This window comes from Rhodococcus sp. NPDC059969 (assembly GCF_042738325.1).
GTDB lineage: Bacteria > Actinomycetota > Actinomycetes > Mycobacteriales > Mycobacteriaceae > Rhodococcus_F.
This window is the reverse complement of the sequence record NZ_JBHWUF010000003.1, coordinates 454,031-478,193: the sequence shown is the minus strand read 5'-3', so window position 1 is coordinate 478,193 and position 24,163 is coordinate 454,031. Positions and strand designations below refer to the sequence as shown.

Here is a 24,163-nt window from a genome sequence, read left to right as displayed (position 1 = left end):
AAATTCCCTAACGGGGGGGCCCCCCGTAAAAAACCGGGGCCCACCGCTTTTCGGTGTGAAGGTGTGAAACCGGGAGAGCGCTATTGCACGGATTCGAGTGTGCTGCCTCGCGTTTCCTTCACGAACCTCAGGACGACGAACAGCGACAGTAGTGCCATGACTGCGTATCCGGCGTAGGTGTACGACAGATTCCAATCGGCGAGTGCCGGGAACGTCCAGGACACCAGGAAGTTCGCGACCCAGTTGGTGGCGGTGGCGATTCCGACTGCAGCGGCGCGTACCCGGTTGGGGAACATTTCGGAGATCAGTACCCACACCACGGGACCCCAGGACAAAGCGAAGAAGAAGACGAACGCGTTGGCTCCGATGAGTGCGATCGTGGCGTTGGCGCCGGAAAGCGTCGCCACGGATTCACCGATCTCGTTCTTCGTCACTGTTGCCGAATGGAAACAGAACGCTGCGGTGCCCAACGAGATGGCCATACCGACAGAGCCGACCAGGAGCAGTGGCTTCCGCCCGACGCGATCGATGACGGCGATGGCGACAAACGTACCGACGATGTTCACCAAGGCGCTCACGACGCTGATGAGCAGCGAGCGATCGGCTCCGAAACCAACTGCCTGCCACAGGGTGCTCGAGTAGTAGAAGATCACGTTGATGCCGACCAACTGCTGCAGTGCGGCGAGTGCGATGCCGACCCAGACCAGATGGGATACGCCGAGCCGCTTTGAGAAGAGCTGACGCACCGTGGTTTTGGCTTGTTTCTCCGTCAGTGATTCGCGGATCTCGTTCATGCGCACGGTGACGGCGTCGTGATCTCCACCTTCGAGATCGGAGATGATCTTGCGCGCACGATCGTCCTTGCCCTGCGCCACCAGGAATCGTGGAGACTCCGGAATCGTGGTTGTCATGATCAGGTACAGGACTGCGGGAACGGCCTCGAGCATCAGCATCCACTGCCAGGCTTCGAGACCCGCGATCTGATTGCGATCGCCACCGGCCGCGGCTTGAAGTGCGTAGTTGACCAACTGCGATACAGCGATTCCGAGAACGATCGCCAACTGGTACATCGAACCGAGGCGACCGCGTATCGCAGCGGGGGAGATCTCCGCGATGTACGCCGGGGCGATGACGGATGCGAAGCCCACTGCCAGGCCGCCGACCACGCGCCAGAAGGTGAGGTCGTAGACGCTGAACGGAATGGCGGAACCGACGGCGCCGATGATGAACAGCACCGCGGCTATCTGCATGACGCGGATGCGGCCGAGGCGATCTGCGAGTGTGCCTGCGATCCAGGCGCCGAGTGCTGCGCCGAGCAAGGTCAGCGAGACCGTGAGCCCGGTGCCCGAAGCACCGATGTCGTACTTGTCTCGGATCGCACCGACGGCCCCGTTGATGACGGCGGTGTCGTATCCGAACAGAAAACCACCGAGCGCGGCGGCGCCGGCGAAGAGCACTGCATGTCCGACGTCGGCGCGAGTAGCGCCGGATCCACCGCCGGCGGCGGTTCCGCTGAATGCCATTCCTGCCCCCTCAAAAGGCCCTACGGTCGACACCCCGATGCGTCGATCCATCCGCGAGCACTCTGCACGCTACGCCCACCGGGGCAGATTTGGCGGGGACTCACGCGCCGTTATCCAGCTGAGTCCATTCCGAGGTCGAATCAACCGGTCGCAGAGATGAAGTATTGATTGCAGTGACCATGCAGACAATAAGATCAATGCAGGTGAAGGCGGTTTACCTGCCCGCGAGACGCTCGGCTTTTGTCGCGATGTCCTCGAGATCCTTGGCCATGAATTTCCGGGTCACCCGCGCGCCCAATCGACCGAATACCGCTGTGAAGATCTTCGAGATGCGTGAGGGGGATTCGGATTCACCGGAGAAAAACATCTCGAGCATCGTGCCTGTGGCGTCAGGCTTCAGGGTGAACCCACTCGTGTAGTTCATGCCGTGGGAGTTGGCTTTGACGACCGTGCGGGTGGGAGCCTCGACCTCGGTGACCCACATGTCCTCGGTTGCTTCCTTGCCCATCATCTTCCGAGTTTCACGCCACTTGGTGCCGACGGCGTATCCCTCTCCGGCGAGACGCTCGATCCGGATCACGCCGGAGAGGGTGTCGGCAGCATTGTCGAGGTCCGTGAGGACCTGCCACACGGTGTCGACCGATGCTTTGACGTGTCTGGTCACGGAGATCGAAAGTTCAGCCATGCAGGTGAGCATAAAGACCGTGACCGACACTGCATCTTATCTAGGCGGTCGCGCGCTTTGCGGCTTCGCTCAACGTCGGTGTGATCTGGCCGAGGACCCACGGCGTGCTGAGGACGTTGACGTTGCTCAGTCCGCCGATGACGCGAGTGTCGCTGAGGAAGGCGGTAGATCCGCGCTTGACCGCGTCGAGCCCGCCGACTGCAGGGATGCCGGACGGATCGCCGGAGCCGTCGGTGAAGCCGACGATCACATCGGCGTCGATGTCGGCGATGTTCTCGTAGGAGATCGTCTTGAAGAAGGTTCCGCCTGCATTGTCCGCCGCGAGCTTTTCGACGCCGGGCGCATTGACGAATCCGAGTTCCGTCAGCACCTGGACACGCGGATCGGTGGGCAGGTAGACGTTGATGTTGCTCGAATCGGTGTCGAAGTTGACCACTGCCAATGTCTTTCCGGCGAACTCCGGGTGGGCTGCGGCGGTATCGGCGAGAGTTGCGTCGAGGCCGTCGACGAGCTTGTCGGCCTCTTCGCTCTTACCGACGGCCTTGCCGACGATTCGGGTCTGGTCCTGCCAGGTCGTCTGCCACGCTGCGCCGGGGTAAGCAGCCGTCGGTGCGATCTTGCTCAGCTGGTTGTAGACGGACTCCTCGAAGCCCTCGTACGGCGCCAGGATCACATCCGGTGTCAATGACGCAATGGTCTCGACCGGCGGCTCGCCGCTCGCCGGCATGTCGAAGAGTGTGGTCTTGTCCGCGTCGAAGTAATCCTGCGCCCACGGCATGACTCCGTTGTCGTCCGCGCCGTAGGTGTACTTGGGCTGGCCGACCGGAGTGAGATCGAGTGCGTACAGGATGTCTTGTGCGTTCCAGCCGAGGGTGACGAGCCGTTCGGGCTTGGATTCGATCGTCGTCGTGCCGAAGGTGTTCTCGATACTGACGGGGAATCCGTCCGTACCTTGTGATGCTGTCGAGGTGTCTGAATCAGAGGAGCACGAGACAAGTGCGGTGACTGCAATCGCAGCCGCACCGAGGGCGGCGAGGCCCCGAACAGAAGTTTTCATGAAGGGCAGCCTAACCTACTGCTATTTGGCGGCCAAACGAAACCATTCGTGCCGTTTATGCAGGTAGGACTCGGATGTGCACTGCGTTTCGTCGCCCGGAATTTCGGTGCGCGATACTTTCATCGTGCGATCACAGCAGAAGATTCTCGGCGCCGCCCTCGGTCTGATCGAAGGTGGCGGATTCGAGGCTGTGAACATTGCCGCAGTTGCCACCGCGGCCGGTGTCTCGCGCCAGACGGTGTACTCGATCTTCGGCACACGTGAAGAGGTCGTCTCCCAGGCGATGGGCGGTCTCGCTGTCGAGGTTCTCGGGGAGATCACGGCACAGGTGGAGTCGGTCGACACGGCGTGCGACTACGTCGTCGAATTCATCGTTGCCGCGCGCACAGCGGTTCGCGCGCACCCGGTTCTGGCGACGCTGCTGCTTGCCGAGCGGGGAAACCCCGTCTTCGACCTCGAAATGATGAGTCGAGCAGTACCTTTCGCTCGCCAGATGCTCGCTCCCATGGTCGAACGTGGTCTCGCCACAGAGGCGGAGTTGGACGAGACGGTGGAAATCGCCGTGCGCCTGGGGCTTTCGGTTGTTGCTTTCGACAGTGACCTCGTCCATTCCGACGACTCCCTGCGGGCCTTTCTCGGGCGATGGCTTGGACCCGCGATGCGATCCACCTCGTAGATCGTCGTTGCCGTCAATACCTTGACACTTCCTTGCGTGAGTGTCTAGTTTTGGCGTGCCCGGAATTCTCTGGCGACATTCTTCGAGGGAGCACCAGTCATGTCCGGAGTCAAACGTAGATCGTTCTTGGCCGGTACGGCCGCCGTGGGAGTTGCGATGATGGCGCAACGCACTGCCAAGGCCGCAACCGGGATTCCGCTGACACGTGAAGAGCACCGCGTCGTGGTAATCGGCTCAGGTTTCGGGGGCGGGGTGACGGCTCTTCGCTTGGCCGAGGCCGGAGTTCCGGTCACCCTGCTGGAGAGAGGGATTCGGTGGCAGACGGGGCCGAATGCCGAAACTTTTCCGCATCCCGCACGTCCGGACAAGCGCATCCTCTGGCATCAGTCCAACCCGACTCTGTTCGGTAGGCCGGCGATCTTCGAGCCCTATGCAGGTTTGCTGGAGACGGTGACCGGTGAGAACATGACAGCGATCTGCGCTGCCGGCGTGGGCGGCGGATCGCTTGTGTACCAAGGGATGACGCTGCAGCCGGAAGCAGCGGTGTTCAACGCGCATTTCCCGGAAGAACTCGACTATGCACGAATGGACCGCGTCCACTACCCGCGGGTGGCACGGATGCTACAACTGGAAACTGCACCCGAAGAACTGATCTCCAGTCCGAACTACGAGGCGGCACGCGTCTTCGCGCGCAACGCAACGCGTTCCGGTCTTCCGGTGTCGAAAATTCCGATGCCGATCGACTGGAACTTCGCGTTGGCCGAACTTCGGGGTGAGATGAAGCCGTCGTACACCAACGGTGACGGCGCACTCGGGGTCAACAACGGTGGCAAGCATTCGGTGGACGTCACCTACATTTCCGCTGCCGAAGCGACCGGATTGGTGAACGTGGAGACCTTGCACCAGGTCACCGACGTCGAACGGGCAGCTGACGGGCGGTGGCGCGTGTACGTGAACCGGACCGATATTGCCGGCACGGTTCTCGAGAACAAGATCTTGACGACGGATGCGCTCGTGATGGCTGCCGGCAGCATGAACACCACCAAACTCCTGGTCCGCGCCGCGGCAACGGGGCGGATCACGGATCTGCCGGACGAGCTCGGCGCGGGGTGGGGGACCAATGCCGACCGGATCTACATCTGGTCGGATCTCGCCGAGAACTTCGGTGCGACGCAGGGCGGACCGGTCGTCTACGGCAGCCGGAACTGGGAAGACCCGCACAACGCGTTCACCGTCATACAGGCGTCGTTCCCGCCCGTGGCGTTCGACGCCCACAGCACGGTGATGGTCGGATTCGGTGTGAGCCGCGACCGAGGTCGGTTCGTGTACGACTCGGCGCGGGGTGAGGCGGTGCTCCATTGGCCGAAGGACGGGGATTCGGCGATCCAGCAAGGCCACATCGGGCCGGCGGCCCACCGGATCGCGGCAGGCGGTCTACTCACCGACACGAACGCGATACTGCCGTCCACGTGGCATCCCCTCGGCGGTGCCTGCATGAACTCGGTGTGCGACCTCGACGGGCGGGTTCTCGGCCAGCGGGGGTTGTACGTGCTCGACGGTGCTCTGCTGCCGGGCAACTCCGCCGCGTGCAATCCATCGATGACCATCGCCGCAGTGGCTGAGCGCGCGCTCGAGAACATCGTGAAAGACGATGTGGGAACACTCTTCTGAGCCGCCGCAAACGTCACGGACGGCGTACCCGAGGGCACGCCGTCCGTGACGGGTCTATCGACATTCTCAGACGCTGGCAACACCGGGCGCGAGGAAGCGCTTGCCGTTGACGGCCTCGGAGGTACCGGTGCGGTCGAGGTACGGCGTGATGCCGCCGTTCCAGAATCCGAATCCGCCGCCGAGCAGCAGGCAGAGGTCGATGTCCTCGGCCGCCGCTACGACGCCCTCGTCGAGCATGATCTGAATTTCCTCGGCGAACGCGCGACGTGTGCGCTCGAGGACCTCTTCCGAGGTGGACGCCTTGTCACCCTGCGGCCACAGTGCGGCGACCTCGGGGTCGACGGCCTGACCGTTCTCGCCCCAGGTCCACACGCCGGGCTTGCGGGCCTCGACGAGTGCTTCGAGTCCGGGTGAGCTCTTGAACCGGTCCGGGTACGACTCCTGCAGGGTCTCGCCGGTGTGCAGTGCCACGGCGGGTCCGACGAGGGCCAGCAGCGTGAACGGCGACATCGGCATACCGAGTTCGGCGATCGCATTGTCTGCGACGTCGAAGGGGGTGCCTTCGTCGACGGCAGACATGACCTCACCCAAGGTGCGGGTGACGAGGCGGTTGAAGACGAATCCGGCCTTGTCGCCGCAGAGGACGGCGGACTTCTTCAGTGACTTCGCGGTGGCGAAAGCCGTTGCGAGAGTTGCGTCGTCGGTCTTCTCGCCCTTGATGATCTCGAGGAGGGGAAGCACGGCCACCGGGTTGAAGAAGTGGAAGCCCACCACACGCTCGGGATGCTCGAGCCCGGACGCCATCTCCGTGATGGAGAGCGAGGAGGTGTTGGTCGCGAGGATGGTTTCGGGAGCGATGAACTGCTCGAGTTCCGCAAAGACCTTCTTCTTGACGTCCATGTTCTCGAAGACGGCTTCGATGACGAAGTCGGTCTTGGCGAACGCGGCCTTGTCGAGCGAGCCGGAAACGAGTGCCTTGAGGCGGTTCGCGGCGTCGGGGGACAGGCGTCCCTTGCCCTGGAGCTTCTCGATCTCGGTGTGGACGTAGCCGACACCCTTGTCGATGCGCTCCTGGTCGATATCGGTCAGGATGACCGGCACCTTGAGCTGGCGGACGAAGAGCAGCGCGAGCTGGCTGGCCATGAGGCCGGCACCGACGATGCCGACGCCGCTGACCTTACGAGCGAGTGAGCGATCGGGTGCTCCGGCGGGACGCTTGGCGCGCTTGTTCACCAGATCGAAGGCGTACAGACCAGCACGGAGCTCGTCCGTCAGCAGGAGATCGGCAAGAGCCTCGTCCTCGGCCGCGAAGCCCTTGTCGAGCGAAGCGGCATCGGTGATGTCGGTGCTGCGAGCCAGTTCGAGCAGCTCGACGGCCTTGACGGCGCCGGGTGCATTGCCCTTGGTCTTGCCGTCGACGATCGCCTTCGCGCGGGCGATCGCGTCGTCCCAGCCCTGGCCACGATCGATCTCGGGGCGAGCGGGGGTGACGGTGCCGGCGAGGACCTGCGACGCCCAGGCGAGGGACTGCTCGATGAAGTCGGCGGAGTCGAGAACGACGTCGACGACGCCGAGTTCGAGTGCCTTCTTGGGAGAGAGCACCTTGTTCTGGTTCAGCGAGTTCTCGATCACCACGGTGACGGCGTTGGACGGGCCGACCAGGTTGGGGAGCAGCTGCGTTCCGCCCCAACCGGGGACCAGACCGAGGAATGCTTCCGGAAGGCCCAGCGCGCCCGCGTTGGCGGCAACCGTGCGGTAGTGGCTGTGCAGGCCTACTTCGAGGCCGCCGCCCAGGGCGACGCCGTTGATGAAGGCGAACGTGGGAACGGAGGACTCACGGAGGCGTCGGAACACCTTGTGGCCCAAGCGGCCCAGCTCGAGTCCCTGTTCACGCGAGGTGATCGCGGGAACACCCTTGAGGTCCGCGCCGGCGGCGAAGATGAAGGGCTTGCCGGTGACCGCGACGGCAACCGGGTTGGCGGCAAAGGCTTCGTCGAGGGCAGCGTCGAATGCTGCGAGTCCGCCGGGACCGAAGGACGACGGCTTGGTGTGGTCGAAGCCGTTGTCGAGGGTGATCAGTGCAAACGGGCCCTCGATACCGGGAACCGAGATGATCTTGGTGTAGGCGTTCGTGACGACCTCGTCGGCGAATGCTGTTGCAATATCAGACATTTAGTTGACTCCTGCCTGGTAGTCAGCGTGGTTCGGGTTCTCCCAGATGACGGTGCCGCCCATGCCGAGGCCGATGCACATGGTGGTCAAGCCGTAGCGCACGTCGGGGCGTGTCGCGAACTGGCGGGAGAGCTGCGTCATCAGGCGAACGCCCGAGGAAGCGAGGGGGTGGCCACACGCGATGGCGCCGCCCCACTGGTTGACGCGCGGGTCGTCGTCGGCGATTCCGTAGTGCTCGAGGAACGCGAGAACCTGAACGGCGAAGGCTTCGTTGATCTCGAAGAGTCCGATGTCCTCGATCTTCAGGCCGGTACGGGCCAGGAGCTTCTCCGTGGCGGGAACCGGGCCGATGCCCATGACGGCGGGGTCGACGCCCTGGTAGGCGAACCCGACCATGCGCATGCCGACCGGCAGGCCTAGCTCTGCTGCTGTGTCCTCACCGGCGAGCAGGGCGGCGGTGGCGCCGTCGTTGAGTCCGGCGGCGTTACCGGCGGTGATGCGTCCGGCCGGGCGGAACGGCGTTTTGAGCTTCGCGAGATCTTCGACAGTGGTTCCGGGGCGCGGCGGCTCGTCCTCGGTGGCCAGACCCCAGCCCGCGGAACTGCGAGTGGCGACGGGGACCAAGGTGTCGGCGATGAAGCCGGCCTTCTTGGCGGCTTCGTACTTGTTCTGGCTGTTCACGGCGTATGCGTCCGTGCGGTCCTTCGTGATGGTCGGGAACCGGTCGTGCAGGTTCTCGGCGGTATTACCCATCACGAGGGCGCTCGGATCGACCAGGCGGTCGGCGAGGAAACGCGGGTTGGGGTCTGCGCCCTCACCCATCGGATGGTGGCCCATGTGCTCGACGCCACCGGCGATCACGACGTCGTACTGGCCGAAGCCGATACCCGACGCGGTGGTGGTGACGGCCGTCATCGCGCCGGCACACATGCGGTCGATGGCGAATCCGGGAACGGTTTCGGGGAGACCGGCGAGGATCGCAGCGGTGCGGCCGATGGTCAGGCCCTGGTCACCGGTCTGCGTCGTGGCTGCGACGGCCACTTCGTCGATCCGCGCGGGATCGAGCTGCGGGTTACGACGAAGCAGCTCACGAATCGCCTTGACGACGAGATCGTCTGCGCGTGTGTCGGCGTACATGCCTTTCGGGCCGGCCTTGCCGAACGGGGTGCGAATGCCGTCGACGAAGACGACGTTGCGTTGGTTGTTTGTGGATGGAGCCACGCGAATTCCTCCTGATGGAGCTGCCCACCGCACCGAAGGGCGGTGAGACGTTGGTTCGGCGATCACGGCCAGGCGTCCGGCCTCGTATCGAGCGTACTACTGCCCATTACTGACCGGTAACTTAACGTGCCGAATTGCTCCAACTTCACACCGGGGTCAGGTCAGGATTTCGGCTCTTCCACTTCGGGCTCGGCCGGGACCACGGAGTTCAGTGCCTCTGCGAGGACGGGAGCCGTCAAAGTGCGTTGCCAGCCACGTGCGCCACCGGAAGTGAGCTTGGTCTCGATTGCGCTCTCGACTTCGGCGATGTCCGAGTCGGGTTCCAATCTCCAGTCCCAGCACAGGCGCCTGACCAGATCGGGTTGGAGCAGGTTTTCCACCGGTACCGAAACCTCTTTGCTCAGGTCCGACAGTGCTGCGCGCGCCGCCGTCAACCGGTCGGCAGCGGCTGGATCCTGTCGAGCCCAGCGACCGGCGGCGGGGGGCCCGACGATCGGCGGAGTCTTCGGCGGAAGCTCACTGTCGGGGAGCCTGCGCGCGGCTTCGAGTGCATCCATCCAAATACGCGAATAACGACGTTGACGTGGTCCGCCGAAGACGGGAAGGGAGCGGAGCGCGTCCAACGACTGAGGATCTTTGAGAGCGGCATCGATGATCGCGGAGTCGGGAAGTACCCGGCTCGGAGACACGTCGCGTTTGCGTGCGAGATCCTCACGGGCCTGCCACAGCGCCCGCACTGCCGCCAACTGACGGGTGGTCTTGAGTGAGGTGATGTGCGACGTACGACGCCAACGGTCAGGCTTGGGTTTAGGCGGGCCGGCCAGCCGGATGTACTCGAACTCTTCCTTCGCCCACTCGAGCTTTCCCTGCGATTCGAGTTCGGCCTCCATCGCGTCGCGCAGCTCGAGAAGCACTTCGACGTCGAGGGCGGCGTAGTTCAACCACGCGTCCGGCAGCGGACGCGTGGACCAGTCGGCAGCGCCGTGACCCTTGCGAAGTTCCACCCGCAGGGTTCGTTCGACTATTGCGGCCAGTCCGACTCGTTCGAAGCCCGCCAGTCGTCCCGCCAATTCGGTGTCGAAGAGTTCCGCCGGTGTCAGGCCCAATTCTGCGAGGCCGGGGAGATCTTGATCCGCAGAGTGAAGCACCCATTGCAACGGGTTGATCGCCTCGGCCAACGGCTGTAGATCCTGCGCCGTCGGAATCGGATCGAGCAGGAACGATCCCGCGCCTTCGCGTCGGAGCTGGATCAGGTACGCCCGTGCCGAATAGCGGAATCCGGATGCCCGCTCGGCGTCCACCGCGAGCGGGCCGTGGCCGGAGGCCAACGCGGCCGCGGCGGCTGCGACGCCGGCGGCAGTGGTGATGACTTCCGGAACTCCGTCACGAGGTACGAGCAGCGGAACTACGTCGGAGGTGGGCTCGGTCGCATCATCGGTGACTTCGGACATGGTCACTGACTCTACGTCGCAGTGGGGACAGTGGTTGTCACCTCAGCCTCGAACAGTTCGTCGAGAGCTGCCCCGAAACCTTGCGCGAGCTCATCCAATTCGGGTGCCAGATCAGAGCAACTGACGATGCCGACGTCGAGTTTTCCGTCGAGCGACATCACCGTCACGTTGAGGCCCGCCCCGTGAAAGATCGGACCGAGGGGGAACATTCCTTTGATTTGCGCGCCCAAAAAGTAGAGCGGGACCGGCGGCCCTGGCACGTTGGAGACCACCAGGTTGGACACGACGGGGTGACGTTCGGCGAGCTTGAGTGACGAGTACACGCGCATAGCGGCGCCGAACACCGCCGGCGATGCGAACTGCGACCAGTCTTGAAGCATGTTCGCCCCGAGTGCTTCGTTGTGGTTCTTCGAGGTAGCGTTGTAATCGCTGATCGCGTGCAGACGTTCGACCGGATCGGCGATCTGGGTGCCGAGTTGCGTGAACATGCCCGAGATCTGGTTCGTGCCCGGACGATCGGATTTGCCGTGGACCGACACCGGCACCATGGCGACGAGGGAATCCTCCGGCAGTTCGTCCCGTTCTTCCAGGTACTTACGCAATGCTCCGGCGCAGAGCGCGAGAACCACGTCGTTGACCTTCACGCCGTGACGGTCTTTGACGGCTTTGACCTTCGCGAGATCGAGTTGGCTGAACGCGACGTTGCGGTGACCGGTGATGGCGCCGTTGAACGAGGTCCGCGGCGCGGTGAACGGCGCAGGCATGGCTTCACCCTTCCGTGCGCGCGTCACCCACTTGGGGAGCATGGCGATTCCGCCGGGAACAAGTCGGGCAATTCGTGCGGGCCGTGCGATCACGGCCATGAGCCCGCCGAGTGCGATGTCAAGCGTTCCCGCGTCGCCTGCACCCTGAGCGTCGGGGTCCACCAGGGCCGGTGAATCCGGTTCGAGGCTGCACAGCTGAGCCAGGATGTTTGCGCCGGTTATGCCGTCGGCGGCGCTGTGATGGATCTTCGACATGACCGCGATCTGTCCGTCGGCGAGTCCCTCGATGACCCACATCTCCCACAGTGGACGCGACCGATCCAATGGCTGGCTGGCGATGTGCCCGGCAAGTTCCGCCAGTTCCGCGTGGGTGCCCGGCGCGGGTACCGCGGTCCGATGGCAATGCCGCTCGATGTCGAAATCGTGATCGTCGACCCACACCGGGTAGTCGAGATTGAGGCGCGAATCCTTGAGTTTGCGCCGGAAGGTCGGCATGGTGGCCATCCGCGAGTCCAACTCGCGAAGCAGCTTCCGGTAGTCGTAACCGCCCGGGATGGTCGTGGGGTCGAGCAGGACAAGTCCACAAACGTGCAATAGCTGGGTCGGTGTTTCCAAGTAGAGGAAGGTCGCGTCGAGTCCGCTGAGACGTTGCATGACTCATTTTAGAACAGGTTCTAGTATTTTTCCGGGGGAATGCTCAAACGAGTAGCAGAGTCAGTCGTTCTGCCGCGACAGCGTGGTTATCCCGGCGGGAGGAAGTCCCGCCGCATAGGCGAGAACTTCACAGAAAGCCTCGACGTGGTGGGCCAGTTCGGACGAAGTTGCAGTCCAGGACGCTCGGAGTTCGAGCTGATGGGCTCGGGGCGGCCCAGCAATGTCGCCGTAGCGCACCGAAGTTGTGGCCGTGACCGTACCGCCCAGGGCGACAAAAGGTTCCGGCCCCGCCTCCAACGCGTCCACCAGCCAACTCCAGGCTACTTCGGGAAGCAGTGGATCCGCGGCGACGGCTTCGTCGAGATCGGCCTGGATATAGGCGACCAACCGCATGGTGCCGTTCCACGCCTCGTCGCCGTCCGGATCGAACAGCAGGATGAGGCGGCCGAAAGCGTCACCTTCGGATTGCTCTGCCACGACGTCGGAGTCCGGATGCAGTACCTCCGCCCCCACGGCGTGGCTGTACGGAGCGAGACGCTGCGGCGGACGGATGGGACCGACCTCTATCTCGGGCCGAACCCGCGCAGCGGTCATCGCCTCCACGGCGGCACGGAACTCGGCCGGGTCGGCTGTCGATCCGGATGTCGTCACAGGTCAGGACGTTAGTCGGGGATGCGGGCGGGTAGGTGGAGGCGCGCCGACCGAGTGTGGCTCGGGTGTGGGGGCGCTCACGAACCGCTCGGGTGTCCGATCCGGAGTGTGGGACATGGCAGCATTGAGTCGATCGAAGACACACGTTGGCGGAGAGCGCGAGGACTGATGAGCGGGTTGGACAACATGAATTCAGGCACCACCGGGTCGGCGGAATACAGCGCTCGGCGAGTTTTGCCCGACGCACCGTTGCTTGCCGCGGCGACCGGACGCACTCCGAGCCGACGGCCGGTGTGGTTCATGCGCCAGGCCGGGCGTTCGCTGCCGGAGTATCGCGAGATCCGCGCGGGGATCGGCATGTTGGAATCATGTTTCGATCCGGCACTGGTCTGTGAGATCACGATGCAGCCGGTGCGCCGTCACGACGTGGACGCGGCAATCCTGTTCTCGGACATCGTTGTTCCGCTCAAAGCCGCGGGAATCGATCTCGACATCGTTGCCGGCGTCGGACCGGTGGTTGCCAATCCGGTTCGCTCCGTCGCCGACGTCGCAGCACTCCCGCGTCTGGTCCCCGAAGAGGTAGGCGCAATCGCGCAGGCAGTTCGGCTTCTCACCGCCGAGTTGGGCTCGACTCCGCTGATCGGTTTTGCCGGAGCGCCGTTCACGTTGGCGTCGTATCTGGTCGAGGGCGGTCCGAGCCGGAACCACGAGAAGACCAAAGCGCTCATGCACTCCGACCCGAAGACCTGGCACGCGTTGCTCGGAAGCTTGGCGGACACCACGATCTGCTTCCTGCAAGCGCAGCTCAAGGCAGGTGTCGACGCAGTCCAGTTGTTCGACTCGTGGGCCGGCGCACTCTCGCTGGCCGACTACCGGGAATTTGTTCTCCCGCATTCCGAGCGCGTATTCGCCGAGGTTGCCGCTGCCGGCGTTCCGCGCATCCACTTCGGAGTCGGAACCGGTGAACTCCTCGGCGCGATGGGGGAGGCCGGCGCCGACGTCGTGGGTGTCGACTGGCGGATCCCGCTCGACGTCGCGGCAGGTCGTGTCGGTCCGGGCAAGGCACTGCAGGGCAATCTCGATCCCGCGGTCCTGTTCGCGGGCCCCGAGGTGATCGATCGCGAAGTACGACGGATCGCCGCCGAAGGGGATCGCGCGATTGAAGCCGGTGCCATCGGCCACATCTTCAACCTCGGCCACGGAGTTCTTCCCGACACCGATCCCACGGCGATCACCGCGGCGGTGGAGCTGGTGCACTCGCTGTGACGACCACTGGGCCGTCGGTCGCGGTGATCGGAGGCGGAATCTCCGGTCTGGTTGCCGCGTACCGGCTTCGGCGCAGTCTGGGTTCCGATGCCGACATCACGGTCGTCGACGACTCACCGCGACTGGGCGGGAAGCTGCGAACAGTTGATCTGGGCGGCGGACCGATCGACATCGGTGCCGAGGCGTTCATCGCCCGTCGGCCCGAGGTTCCCGCGCTTCTCGCCGAGCTGGGATTGACCGATCAGATCGTCTATCCCGCGGGGTTGAGCCCGTTGATCTGGTCTCAGGGATCACTGAATCGGTTGCCCACCGGAACCCTGATGGGAATTCCGGCGTCGGCGGAGTCGGTGCGAGATATTGTCGACGAGCAGACCCTGGCGCGCATAGCGGCCGAGCCGGCCATCCCGTTCGAGTGGACTCGCGGTTCCGATTGCAGTGTTGCCGAACTGGTTTCGCAGCGATTCGGTGATCAGGTGGTCAGTCGATCGGTGGATCCGCTTCTGGGCGGGGTGTACTCGGGGCTGGCGGAGACCATCGGCGTCCGCGCAGCATTGCCGACGCTCGCTGCGGCGCTCGATGCCGGGGCTCAAAGCCTCACGGATGCAGTCGCGGCTGCGTTGCCGACCCCTGCACCCGGACCGGTGTTCGGAGCGCTCAGGGACGGTTACGGCGTCCTGCTCGATGCGCTACGGGAGGCCGCCGACGCGACTTTCGTCCGCGGCGAGGCCTCGGGGTTACGCCGGGACGGGACGGGTTGGCACGTCAATCCGCTCGGCAGCGTCGACGCGGTGATTCTGGCGGTCCCGGCGCCGCGTGCAGCGACGCTGTTGGCCGGAGTTGATCCGAAGATCGCGAGGATCACTGCGCGGATCGAACTGGCGTCGTCCGCGGTGGTGGCGCTCCGGCTGTCCGGGCAGGTCGATCTTCCGCAGAATTCGGGGATTCTTGTTGCCACCGACGCCGACCTGACCGCCAAGGCGTTCACGTTGTCGAGTCGGAAATGGACGCACCTCGCTGATCGCGGCGAGCATCTCGTTCGGGTGTCGTTCGGCCGATTCGGTGCATCGGAGATCGTCGACCGGCCGGATGGGGAACTGATCGAACTCGCGCGGGCCGATCTCGAGGTCGTGACCGCAATCACCGAGGAGCCGAGAGCAAGCTTCGTCCAGCGGTGGCACGGAGGCCTTCCGCAGTACGCCCCAGGTCACACGGAAATCGTGGCTGAAATCGAGTCCGAGATGACGCAGTTCGACGGTCTCGAAGTGGCTGGGTCGTGGCTGCACGGTGTCGGGGTTCCGGCGTGTGTCGCAGTCGGCACGACGGCGGCTACACGGATATTCGAGCGAGTGGCACGATAGACCCATGGCACGCCTTGATTTCGACAAACTGAACTCTGAAATCCGTTACCTCATGTTCTCCGTGTTCCAGGTGGAACCCGGTGTGCTGGGCGATGATCGGGAAGCTGCGGTCAAGGACGCCCGCTTGTTCTTCGAGGGTCTCGAAGACAAGGGCGTCGTGGTTCGCGGCATCTACGACGTCGCCGGCTTGCGCGCCGACGCGGACTTCATGATCTGGACCCACGCGGCCAGCATCGAGGAGCTGCAGGCCGCGTACGCGGATTTCCGTCGCACCACGGTCCTCGGACAGGCGAGTGCTCCGATCTGGAGCAACTCGGCGGTGCACCGCCCCGCGGAGTTCAACAAGAGCCACGTGCCCTCCTTCATCGCGGGTGAGGATCCGGGCGACTACATCTGCGTCTACCCGTTCGTCCGCTCGTACGAGTGGTACCTGCTCCCCGACGAGGAGCGTCGCAAGATGCTCGCCGATCACGGTATGGCTGCTCGTTCGTACAAGGACGTTCGCGCCAACACGGTCCCGGCCTTCGCGCTGGGGGACTACGAGTGGATTCTTGCGTTCGAAGCGCCGGAGCTCATCCGTATCGTCGATCTGATGCGCGATCTGCGTGCCACCGAAGCTCGCTTGCACGTTCGCGAAGAGGTGCCGTTCTTCACGGGGCCGCGCGTGGACATCGAGAAGCTGGTCCTTTCCCTTCCCTGACCTACTTCGAAGGTAGTTTCTGTGACAACTGCACCGAACCGGCGTCGTCAACACATGTCCCATTGGGGAATGTTCACCGCCGAGTCGGTCGCCGGCGAGGTGACCGCAGTGCATCCGTACGAGGGTGATTCGAACCCTTCGCCGATGCTCGGTAACCTCGCCGGTTCGGTGCGCAGTCGAGCTCGCGTTGCCGGCCCGGCGGTGCGCCGAGGTTGGCTCGAGAACGGACCGGGTCCCAGCGACCAACGTGGAGCGGACGAATTCGTCTCGGTCTCCTGGGACGAGCTGACAGAACTGCTCTCCCGTGAACTGCGCCGCGTGGTCGACACACATGGAAACAACGCGATCTTCGGTGGCTCGTACGGTTGGGCCAGCGCCGGTCGATTCCATCACGCGCAGAGCCAAGTTCACCGATTTCTGAATCAGCTGGGCGGATACACCAAGTCGGTCCACAGCTACTCGCTCGGTGCCACCGGCGTCATCATGCCGCGTGTGGTCGGAACGCACTGGAAGTTGTTCGCGCGCTCCACGTCGTGGGACGTCATCGCGGAGCATTCCGATCTCCTCGTCTCGTTCGGGGGAGTGCCGATCAAGAACACCGGAGTCAATGCCGGTGGTACGAGCGATCATCCGACGCTCGGGGCGCTCAACGCGTTTCGGGCCCGCGGCGGAAAGATCGTCTCGTTCAGTCCGCTGCGTGACGACGTCGATGGCGACTGCGAGTGGATCGCACCCGTTCCGGGCACCGACGTGGCAATCATGCTTGCCCTGGCGTTTGTCCTGGCGTCGGAGAACCTGCACGATCGCGAATTCCTGGGCCGCTTCTGTGTCGGCTACGAACGCTTCGAGGACTACCTGCTCGGACGGACGGACGGAGTCCCGAAAGATCCCCGCTGGGCCCAGGAGATCTCCGGAGTTTCTGCCGAGTTCATCACCGACCTAGCTCGGAGAATGGCGTCTGGCCGGACGCTGGTGACCGTCACGTGGTCGTTGCAACGCATCAAACACGGTGAGCAGGCGCCGTGGATGGGCGTGACACTCGCAGCGATGCTCGGCCAGTTCGGTCTTCCGGGTGGCGGTTTCGGGCACGGCTACGGTTCGATGAACGAACCCGGTCTAGCCCCGGTCCCGTACCCGTTGCCGACATTTTCCCAAGGTCTGAATCCGGTGTCGGATTTCATACCGGTAGCCGCGATTTCCGATCTGCTGCTCTCGCCCGGGGAGGAGTTCGACTACGACGGCCGACGCCTGACCTATCCCGACATCCGGTTGGTCTACTGGGCCGGTGGCAATCCCTTCCATCACCATCAAGATCTCCCGCGGCTGCGACGCGCGTTTGCACGGCCGGACACGATCGTCGTTCACGATCCGTACTGGACGCCGATGGCTCGCAGCGCCGACATCGTTGTCCCGTCGACCACCTCGCTCGAACGAAATGACCTGAGCTGCACTCGGAACGACCCGCTTCTGGTTGCGATGCAGCAGGTCGTTCCACCTTTCGAGAACTCGCGTGACGATTACGACACGTTTGCCGATCTGGCTTCTGCGCTCGGATTCGGGGAACAGTTCACCGAGGGGCGATCCTCACAGGAGTGGATCGAGCACCTCTACGATCAATGGCGGCCGTTTGTCGATGCAGACGGCGGCAACACACCGACGTTCGAGGATTTCTGGGCAGACGGGCACTACCGGATGCGAACCGAAGACAACCTCGTGCTCTTCGGCGACTTCCGCGAGGATCCCGAGAAGTATCCGCTCTCGACTCCCAGTGGGAAGATCGAGATCTTCTCCGAGACCATCGAGTCCTTCGGCTACGACGACTGCTCCGGGCATCCGCGCTGGTACGAGCCCGACGAATGGTTGGGTGGCCCGCGTGCCTCGCAGTTTCCGCTTCACCTGATCGCCAACCAGCCCAAGTCGCGGCTGCACAGCCAACTCGATCACGGCGCTGCGAGCCAGGCGTCGAAGATTCAGGGACGCGAGCCAATTCGTATGCACCCCGATGCAGCGGCCGCGCGCGGCGTGTCGGCCGGAGACGTGGTGCGCGTGTTCAACGATCGTGGGGCGTGCCTTGCTGGTGTGATCGTCGATTCGGATTTGCGGAGCGATGTCGTCCAGCTGTCCACCGGTGCGTGGTACGACCCGCTCGATCCTGCCGATCCCGACGCCATGTGTGTGCACGGAAATCCCAACGTTCTGACACCGGACATCGGTACGTCCTCGCTCTCGCACGGCTGCACCGGCCAGCACGTTCTGGTGCAGATCGAGAAATTCGACGGGGCCCTGCCGCCGGTCAAGGCGTTCGATCCGCCGGTGCTTCGTTCGCGCTGACGGAACCGATCGGCCACCTCTCGCGTCGAACCTCGTGAGCGCCTGAATCAGGTGTCACGATCTATCGAAGGTGGGGGCCATCGTGAGTGCAGCGGATGTTGGTTCGATGCGGGGGCAAGTCGAAGTTCTTCGGGCCCAGATCGATTCGATGCAGGACGTTCTGTTGGAGCGAACGCGATCGCTGGCGGACTTGCAGGAGAGGATCGCTCGATCCGCGGCGAGCGCGCGTTCGAGTGACGGCTGCGTCGAAATCGTCGTGGACGCTTCGGGGGCAATTGTGGGAGTTACCCTCTCGGGGAGTTCTTACGGCAAGCATTCGCCGGCAGCGTTGGGGAATCTGATTCTGGATACGGCCACCTCTGCGGCAGAAGACATGCGCCGACAGGTTGCCGAGATGACGAAGCCGTTCACGGAGGCGGCCACAATCGACTTGCCGGACCTGGTTCCGGGTGTGCTCGGATTGCGCGAGATTCTCGAGCCTCGTCCGAGCTCCACACCGGTCACCGGCGACGAACACTGGGACCGCACCGTTCTGAGGAGCTCCGGCAATGTCTGAACTAGGTGTGGACGTGGCCGCGATGAAGAGTGCTGCACCAGCCTTCGCGGTGGTCGCTGCCGATCTCGACGAGGCTCGGAGCGCTCTCGACGCAGTGGTCGCCGCCGAAGAGGGTTGCTGGGGAGGCGACGAGTTCGGAACCACTTTCTCGGGCGCATATCTTCCCGGTTCGGCGTCAGCGGTTGGTGGGATGTCGCTGGTCGCGGGCGCGATGCGCGAATTGACCGCCACGCTGATCGAGATTGCCGATCGTTTCGAATCGATCGACTCCTCGCTCGCCGACGACATGGCGGGTGGGCTCTGATGGGACTCGAGATTCCGGGCTGGTTACAGGCGGTTGCGTCGGTCGCGGTAGGCAGCGACTGGCCGCAAGGAGACGAAACGGCACTGTGGCGATTGGGTGATGCCTGGTCAGGTGCGGCCGATCAAATCGAGGCTTCGGCCGCTGCCGGTGGTTACGGATTGCAGGCCGTACTGGCATCGATCGACGGTCAAGCCGGCGACTCGTTGTCTCGGTATTGGTCGGAGGCCGGTGGAGTTGCGGAGGTCTTCGAGCGGTTGTCCTCTGCTGCAGCCGAACTGGGTCAGTCGTGCACCGACACAGGCACGGACATCGAGTACACCAAACTGTCGATCCTCGCGGCGCTGAGCGCACTGGCGCTCGAGATTGCCGCCATGGTGGCGGCCGCTGTCCCGACGTTGGGTGTCAGTACCGCCGGAGTCGTGGCGGCGGAGGTGGCAACAACTCTCACGGTCCGAATGTTGTTGCAGCAATTATTGATACGAGTGATCGAGGCTGCGGCAGTGGAGGCTGCGGCAGGCGTCTTCTCCGGTCTCGCCATTCAACTGGGTCAGATGTCGATGGATCACCGCCAGTCGATCGACGGTGGCAAGGTCGTGACCGAAGGGCGCGACGGTTTCATCAAGGGGCTCGCGAACGCAGGATTGAAGACGACGCCGGATCGTGTCGGGCCGGACCCGAACCCGCTTCCGATCGGTTCGAGGTTGCAGGAGATCGCGCGAGGCGCCTTCGACGACGCGGTCTCGGGAGCGTCCGCTGCGATCGTGACGAAGGAGGTCACGGGCGGCGACGCCTCACTGACGGACATCACTTCCGGCGCGATCGGTGGCGGGATCGGTTCCGTCAAAGACGGTCTTGTCGCTCGCAACGAGGACCTGAATGCGACCGGTCTGAGCCCGACTGCGCTGAACTGGGACTTCTGAGTCGAAGTCTCGAACCGTGGGCTACTCCCGTACCACGGGGGTAGCCCACGGACTGCTTACTCAGCAGGCTTGAGAACCAGCGAGATCGAGTTGATGCAGTACCGCTGATCGGTCGGCGTCGGGTATCCCTCACCCTCGAAGACGTGGCCCAGGTGGCTGTGGCACTTCTTGCAGATCACCTCGACGCGTCGCATCCCGAGGCTCACGTCTTCCTTCAGGATGACGGCGTCGGAGTTTGCGGGATCGAAGAACGACGGCCACCCGCAATGTGATTCGAACTTCTCCGTGCTGCGGAAAAGTTCGGCGCCGCACGCGCGGCAGGAGTACACACCTTCGGTGGTGGTGTCGGTGTATTCGCCCACGCCGGGCCGTTCGGTGCCGGCTTGCCGCAGAACCGCGAACTCCTCCGGCGTCAATTTTTCGCGCCACTCGCTCTCGGTGTACGTGACCTCAGGTGTGCTGTCGATGCCATCGTGTGAAGAACTCATGCCTCCACGCTAATGCTTTGTCGCCGTTTCGGCTTCGCCGGCAGGTGAGACGGCTGCGAGCGGGGGATCGAGGAGGTAGGCGGGATCGATTCCGCGATCCAAGCGACCTTCGCGACGCGCGACCAGATACCGGTAGCCGAGGACACAGAAGATCACGATCAGCAGGAGGCTCCAGCCGAGGGTGCTCTTGGTGTATTCGGCGGCCCGACCGAACGTCGGCCAGCGGTTCGACCACCAACTGTCGAAAGTCATGAAGCCGTAGACGGCGAGCCAGGCCGGCCAGTTCCGCATGACCGAGTTCTTGAGCACCACGGACATCAGGAGCGGGAGCAGCATCATCGAGTAGTACATCTGGCCGAGTGAGGGCAGCAGGAACGATGCGGTCATGATCACACCGGTTGCGGTGGTGAGGAAGAAGAGTTCGTCGTTGCGGTAGTAGCGGTACAGAAGCCACAGAGAGACGGCGACCATGGCGGCCAACACGACGCGCAGCAGCAGGATCAACCATTCGGGCAGACCGAAGTAAGCGCCGTTTCCGACAATCGAACTGTTGAAGTAGTCACGCGATTCGAGAAGGTACGGCACGGTGCGGCGGACGAAGTCCATCGGATCCGACGCCAGTGGCCACGCCACGACGGTGAGAATGAACGGGATGCCCAGGGCGGTGACGAACACCTTCCACTGGCCGCGAACGAGTGGCAGCAGGAGCAGCGGCGCGAGAGTGGGTTTCACTGCGATGGTGAGCCCGATCGCGGCGCCGGCCCACAGATCCTTCTTGCGCATCAGCAGCAGGAGGAAGGCAATTTCGCCGAGCAGCACGAGCCCGTTGATGTTGGTGAACACCAATGTGTTGGTGACCGTCTCCGACATGAAAGCGCCGAGCACGAGAATCGGCGCGGCAATGGAACTGATCGTCAGGTCGAACAGGCGCAACAGCAGGTAGAGGGCCACGAGGATGGCGACGGCATTGACACCGATGAACAGCCACCGCGAACGCTCGGGATCGAGGATGGCCAGGGGCGCCATCAACAACGAACCCGATGGTGGGTACAGGTAATGGGGGTCTACCGAGTTGAAATCTGCGGTGTAGACGTCACGCCCGTTCCAGAACGCCAGCGCGGCGTTGTAGACCGGTCGGAAGTCATCGGTAATGGCGCCGTTGACTGCTGTGACGATGACACGATTGAGCACGGTCATCACGGCGATCGGCCACAAAACGAAGTTGACGACTTGTTGGGTTGTCCGCCCGGTACGCGGCTCGAGCTGTCGAAGGAACACTTCGGCACGGTACACCGGAGCAGGGTGTGATCGGGGGATGCACCCCTTTTCGGTCGTGGTGGACAAGCGCCCGAGTCAGGCCGGACACACGCTTCCGTTGCTGGGCAGGGAGGCGTCGCCGAGGTAGAGGCGCATCGCCTGTTGAGTGCACGTGGATTGCGCCGCGGGATGACCCGCACCCTGCCAGTCCAGGGTTGCGAAGCGCGACCCTGCGTTAGTCACGACGCCGGTGACGGTCGAGAGTCCGGAGTTCCCGACGGCCGGGTCACCCTGACCGCTCAGTACGAGGACGGCGGGCTTCAACTGGTTGGGCAGGGGAGAGTTGGCGGTCGACGGCCAGCTGGCGCATGCGAGCAATCCGAGCGCGGCGTCTCGACCGAATACCGGATAGTTGGTGCCCCACGTGTCCGCCAGTTCGCGGACACGCCCGATCCCCGGCCACTGCACACCGTCGGTGCACCGTCCGATGAACTGGCCGTCGCCGTCCACCTCGTTCTCCGCCCGGGCGGCGCGCTCCCGAATCGGTGAAGCGTTTCCGGTACCGAGCGCGGTCAGAGCGTCGGCGAGTGAGCGGGTTTCTTGCTCACGATTGGTTCCGGCTGTCCACAGGCTTGCCGAAATCGCGTTAGACACTGCTGCGGCGGACAGTGGTTGGAATTCATCGGCCCGAGCGCGTTCCATCAAGTCGGTGACCGCTTTTTTCGGATCCGGTCCGAGCGAGCACCCCAGCGCCACGCATCGCTGAGCGAACGCGGTCAATGCCGCTTCCTCGCCCTGCACGCGGCTCTCGGCTTCGGTGGCAGCGTCAGTGGCCACAGGAGCGGGAGAATCGAGGATCAATCTCGCGAGGTTGTTCGGGTGGGCTGCCGCATAGCTCAGCGCGATGTCCGAGCCGGACCCTGCCGACCACAGAGCGATGGTCTCGACGCCCCACCGTGTGCGCAACGCGTCGATGTCCTCGGCTGCGGAGTCGGCGCCGAACTTCAGTTCTTGGGGGTCGAGGTAGTCCGTGCAGGCAATGGTGGCGTCGTGACCGAGGGCCGCGACCGCATCGGCGGCGTCACCGGTGGTGTCCGAGTCGAATTGGCCCAGATCGTGAAGTCCGCGCCGAATTTCCGGCGTCATGCAGTCGATTGCGGTGGACCTGTCGATTCCGCGGCGATCGAGGGCAACCACGGGATGTTCGGCGAGAACCGTGTTCAAGCCGGATGCGGCGAGCATGGCGAGCGAGTTTCCCGACGAACGATCGGTGCCGGATGTGAACACGATCGGGTATGCGTCGGCAGGCGTCGACGACGTACGAGCGCGGGTCAACCCGGCCGTGAAGTTGCCGTCGATGGCGCCGGTCACGTCGATGGGGGCACTGAATTCGGCGCATTCGAGGATGACTCCGGCGCTCGACGCTGCGAGAGCCTGGTCGGCGAGTGACGTGCCGGTGCAGTCTCGCCACGGAATGTCGTCGGTCGGGACGCCAGGGACAGCCGGCGGCGCATCGGGCGACGGGCCCTCGCTCTGGGCCGGGCTGCCGTCGGTGCGGCCTTCGACCGCGACGGCGGGCCGAAGCGACGGTCCGGCGCCGCACGCACAACACGTCGCGAGGACGACGGCCATCAAAGCAACTCTGCGCATGCCGACCAGAGTGCCAGGTTCATCGACGTGGCTGCTGACGAACCCATCGAGTGAGGATCGTGCCGTCCGAATCGCCGAGGATGTGCGCGGGACGCATGGCTGTGGGCATTGCGTTGGGGGAGAGTGAGATTCGGCCGACTTTGCTACCCACCAGTTGAGGTGACGTGGTGACGCAGAGTTCGTCGACGGCATTGTCCTCGATCAACTGGCCGAAAAGTGACGGTCCGCCCTCGCACAGCACGCGACGGAGCTTGCGAACCGACAAGGCCCTGTCGATGTCGCCGCTGGTGACGTTCGGTGAGTCCGTCACCTCCACCTGCGCTCCGGCAGATCTCAGCGCCGAAATTGCCGCGGAGTCAGCGTCGCGACCGACAACAAGGATCGGTGGAACTTCGGTATCGCGAAGGAGTCGGCTTCCGGGGTCGATCGACGCGTGCGCCGAGACGACCAGGATCGGTGGCACCGGAGCAAGGCCGCCGGCCGTGCGTCGGGCCCGGGCTGCGTCCGAGATCTGCACACCCCCGTAGTTCTCGGCTCGCGCTGTGCCTGCGCCGACCACGACGACGTCACAGAGTTCGCGCAAGATCCCGAATACCGACTTGTCTGCAGGTGTGCCCAGTCCGCCGCTCACCCCGTCGACGGAGACGCACCCGTCGATGCTGGAAACGAAGTTCACACGCATCCAGGGTTGCGAGAGATTCTCCGGATAGGCGTACAGGCTGCGGAGCTCGTCTTCGTGGCCTGGTGTGAAGTAGGTCGCAATATCCATACGGTGCACATGAGAGATCACATCACGTAGATACCCTTG

General features: G+C 64.0%; 21 protein-coding genes. 9 read left to right on the top strand and 12 right to left on the bottom strand.

What is annotated here, in order from left to right; genetic code table 11:
- Positions 1-80 precede the first annotated feature (80 nt).
- From ACFWAD_RS13750 to ACFWAD_RS13740, 3 genes are all read right to left on the bottom strand, one after another.
- Positions 81-1,523 carry a sugar porter family MFS transporter gene (locus ACFWAD_RS13750; protein WP_378445834.1) on the bottom strand — a complete coding sequence of 481 codons (1,443 nt, stop codon included), beginning with the start codon at positions 1,521-1,523 and terminating at the stop codon, positions 81-83.
- Between the two features lie 214 nt (positions 1,524-1,737).
- Positions 1,738-2,208 carry an SRPBCC family protein gene (locus ACFWAD_RS13745; protein WP_378544582.1) on the bottom strand — a complete coding sequence of 157 codons (471 nt, stop codon included), beginning with the start codon at positions 2,206-2,208 and terminating at the stop codon, positions 1,738-1,740.
- A gap of 40 nt (positions 2,209-2,248) precedes the next feature.
- On the bottom strand, positions 2,249-3,265 hold the full coding sequence (locus tag ACFWAD_RS13740; protein WP_378544579.1) for an iron-siderophore ABC transporter substrate-binding protein: 1,017 nt from the start codon (positions 3,263-3,265) through the stop codon (positions 2,249-2,251).
- Between the two features lie 124 nt (positions 3,266-3,389).
- On the opposite strand from ACFWAD_RS13740, the gene ACFWAD_RS13735 reads away from it, so the two are divergent.
- Both ACFWAD_RS13735 and ACFWAD_RS13730 read left to right on the top strand, forming a co-directional pair.
- Positions 3,390-3,941: a TetR/AcrR family transcriptional regulator gene (locus ACFWAD_RS13735; protein WP_378544576.1), complete on the top strand. Its 552-nt coding sequence runs from the start codon at positions 3,390-3,392 to the stop codon at positions 3,939-3,941.
- 99 nt (positions 3,942-4,040) lie between these two features.
- Positions 4,041-5,612, top strand: a complete 1,572-nt coding sequence (locus ACFWAD_RS13730) for a GMC oxidoreductase (protein WP_378544573.1) — start codon at positions 4,041-4,043, stop codon at positions 5,610-5,612.
- A 66-nt stretch (positions 5,613-5,678) separates the two neighbouring features.
- Here ACFWAD_RS13730 and ACFWAD_RS13725 read toward each other — a convergent pair whose 3' ends face one another.
- The 5 genes from ACFWAD_RS13725 to ACFWAD_RS13705 all read right to left on the bottom strand — a co-directional run bounded on the left by ACFWAD_RS13725 (position 5,679) and on the right by ACFWAD_RS13705 (position 12,525).
- Positions 5,679-7,784 carry a 3-hydroxyacyl-CoA dehydrogenase NAD-binding domain-containing protein gene (locus ACFWAD_RS13725; RefSeq protein WP_283304526.1) on the bottom strand — a complete coding sequence of 702 codons (2,106 nt, stop codon included), beginning with the start codon at positions 7,782-7,784 and terminating at the stop codon, positions 5,679-5,681.
- Positions 7,785-9,005, bottom strand: coding sequence for a thiolase family protein (locus ACFWAD_RS13720; protein ID WP_378544570.1), 1,221 nt, complete (start codon positions 9,003-9,005; stop codon positions 7,785-7,787).
- A gap of 161 nt (positions 9,006-9,166) precedes the next feature.
- Entirely contained in the window at positions 9,167-10,456 is a 1,290-nt protein-coding gene (locus tag ACFWAD_RS13715; RefSeq protein ID WP_378533330.1) for an HRDC domain-containing protein, read from the bottom strand.
- A gap of 11 nt (positions 10,457-10,467) precedes the next feature.
- Complete coding sequence (locus ACFWAD_RS13710) at positions 10,468-11,874, bottom strand: wax ester/triacylglycerol synthase family O-acyltransferase (protein WP_378533328.1); 1,407 nt, start codon at positions 11,872-11,874, stop codon at positions 10,468-10,470.
- 60 nt (positions 11,875-11,934) lie between these two features.
- A complete protein-coding gene (locus ACFWAD_RS13705; RefSeq protein WP_003942604.1) occupies positions 11,935-12,525 on the bottom strand; it encodes a DUF3000 domain-containing protein in 591 nt (196 codons plus the stop codon).
- 168 nt (positions 12,526-12,693) lie between these two features.
- Here ACFWAD_RS13705 and hemE point away from each other — a divergent pair, with 168 nt between their 5' ends.
- From hemE to ACFWAD_RS13670, 7 genes are all read left to right on the top strand, one after another.
- The gene (hemE, locus tag ACFWAD_RS13700) at positions 12,694-13,791 is read left to right on the top strand and encodes a uroporphyrinogen decarboxylase (RefSeq protein WP_378533326.1); all 1,098 of its coding nucleotides are present in this window, start codon (positions 12,694-12,696) and stop codon (positions 13,789-13,791) included.
- Positions 13,788-15,149, top strand: coding sequence for a protoporphyrinogen oxidase (locus ACFWAD_RS13695; RefSeq protein WP_378544567.1), 1,362 nt, complete (start codon positions 13,788-13,790; stop codon positions 15,147-15,149). Before hemE ends, ACFWAD_RS13695 begins: the two co-directional genes overlap by 4 nt.
- A 4-nt stretch (positions 15,150-15,153) precedes the next feature.
- Positions 15,154-15,849: a hydrogen peroxide-dependent heme synthase gene (gene hemQ, locus ACFWAD_RS13690; protein WP_019748269.1), complete on the top strand. Its 696-nt coding sequence runs from the start codon at positions 15,154-15,156 to the stop codon at positions 15,847-15,849.
- Between the two features lie 54 nt (positions 15,850-15,903).
- A complete protein-coding gene (locus tag ACFWAD_RS13685) occupies positions 15,904-18,180 on the top strand; it encodes a molybdopterin guanine dinucleotide-containing S/N-oxide reductase (protein WP_378544624.1) in 2,277 nt (758 codons plus the stop codon).
- A gap of 82 nt (positions 18,181-18,262) precedes the next feature.
- Positions 18,263-18,736, top strand: a complete 474-nt coding sequence (locus tag ACFWAD_RS13680) for a YbaB/EbfC family nucleoid-associated protein (protein WP_378544563.1) — start codon at positions 18,263-18,265, stop codon at positions 18,734-18,736.
- The gene (locus ACFWAD_RS13675; RefSeq protein WP_378533320.1) at positions 18,729-19,040 is read left to right on the top strand and encodes a hypothetical protein; all 312 of its coding nucleotides are present in this window, start codon (positions 18,729-18,731) and stop codon (positions 19,038-19,040) included. Before ACFWAD_RS13680 ends, ACFWAD_RS13675 begins: the two co-directional genes overlap by 8 nt.
- Entirely contained in the window at positions 19,040-19,960 is a 921-nt protein-coding gene (locus ACFWAD_RS13670) for a hypothetical protein (RefSeq protein WP_378533318.1), read from the top strand. Before ACFWAD_RS13675 ends, ACFWAD_RS13670 begins: the two co-directional genes overlap by 1 nt.
- 56 nt (positions 19,961-20,016) lie before the next feature.
- On the opposite strand, the gene msrB is transcribed toward ACFWAD_RS13670, so the two are convergent.
- From msrB to ACFWAD_RS13650, 4 genes are read right to left on the bottom strand one after another with little or no spacing between them, the layout of a single operon-like run.
- Positions 20,017-20,448 (bottom strand): peptide-methionine (R)-S-oxide reductase MsrB, encoded by a 432-nt coding sequence (msrB, locus tag ACFWAD_RS13665; RefSeq protein WP_378533315.1) that lies wholly within the window; start codon positions 20,446-20,448, stop codon positions 20,017-20,019.
- A 9-nt stretch (positions 20,449-20,457) separates the two neighbouring features.
- Positions 20,458-21,741, bottom strand: coding sequence for a glycosyltransferase family 87 protein (locus tag ACFWAD_RS13660; RefSeq protein WP_378533313.1), 1,284 nt, complete (start codon positions 21,739-21,741; stop codon positions 20,458-20,460).
- 60 nt (positions 21,742-21,801) lie between these two features.
- Positions 21,802-23,355 (bottom strand): alpha/beta fold hydrolase, encoded by a 1,554-nt coding sequence (locus ACFWAD_RS13655; protein WP_378533311.1) that lies wholly within the window; start codon positions 23,353-23,355, stop codon positions 21,802-21,804.
- A 19-nt stretch (positions 23,356-23,374) separates the two neighbouring features.
- Entirely contained in the window at positions 23,375-24,124 is a 750-nt protein-coding gene (locus ACFWAD_RS13650) for a pyrimidine reductase family protein (protein ID WP_378544560.1), read from the bottom strand.
- Positions 24,125-24,163 lie beyond the last annotated feature (39 nt).

Coding starts and splice junctions, on each gene's coding strand:
- ACFWAD_RS13670 (WP_378533318.1), top strand. CDS start 19,040: ATGGGACTCGAGATTCCGGGCTGGTTACAGGCGGTTGCGTCGGTCGCG.
- msrB (WP_378533315.1), bottom strand. CDS start 20,448: ATGAGTTCTTCACACGATGGCATCGACAGCACACCTGAGGTCACGTAC.
- ACFWAD_RS13750 (WP_378445834.1), bottom strand. CDS start 1,523: ATGGCATTCAGCGGAACCGCCGCCGGCGGTGGATCCGGCGCTACTCGC.
- hemQ (WP_019748269.1), top strand. CDS start 15,154: ATGGCACGCCTTGATTTCGACAAACTGAACTCTGAAATCCGTTACCTC.
- ACFWAD_RS13650 (WP_378544560.1), bottom strand. CDS start 24,124: ATGGATATTGCGACCTACTTCACACCAGGCCACGAAGACGAGCTCCGC.
- ACFWAD_RS13730 (WP_378544573.1), top strand. CDS start 4,041: ATGTCCGGAGTCAAACGTAGATCGTTCTTGGCCGGTACGGCCGCCGTG.
- ACFWAD_RS13715 (WP_378533330.1), bottom strand. CDS start 10,456: ATGTCCGAAGTCACCGATGATGCGACCGAGCCCACCTCCGACGTAGTT.
- ACFWAD_RS13685 (WP_378544624.1), top strand. CDS start 15,904: ATGTCCCATTGGGGAATGTTCACCGCCGAGTCGGTCGCCGGCGAGGTG.
- hemE (WP_378533326.1), top strand. CDS start 12,694: ATGAGCGGGTTGGACAACATGAATTCAGGCACCACCGGGTCGGCGGAA.
- ACFWAD_RS13740 (WP_378544579.1), bottom strand. CDS start 3,265: ATGAAAACTTCTGTTCGGGGCCTCGCCGCCCTCGGTGCGGCTGCGATT.
- ACFWAD_RS13745 (WP_378544582.1), bottom strand. CDS start 2,208: ATGGCTGAACTTTCGATCTCCGTGACCAGACACGTCAAAGCATCGGTC.
- ACFWAD_RS13675 (WP_378533320.1), top strand. CDS start 18,729: ATGTCTGAACTAGGTGTGGACGTGGCCGCGATGAAGAGTGCTGCACCA.
- ACFWAD_RS13725 (WP_283304526.1), bottom strand. CDS start 7,784: ATGTCTGATATTGCAACAGCATTCGCCGACGAGGTCGTCACGAACGCC.
- ACFWAD_RS13655 (WP_378533311.1), bottom strand. CDS start 23,355: ATGCGCAGAGTTGCTTTGATGGCCGTCGTCCTCGCGACGTGTTGTGCG.
- ACFWAD_RS13710 (WP_378533328.1), bottom strand. CDS start 11,874: ATGCAACGTCTCAGCGGACTCGACGCGACCTTCCTCTACTTGGAAACA.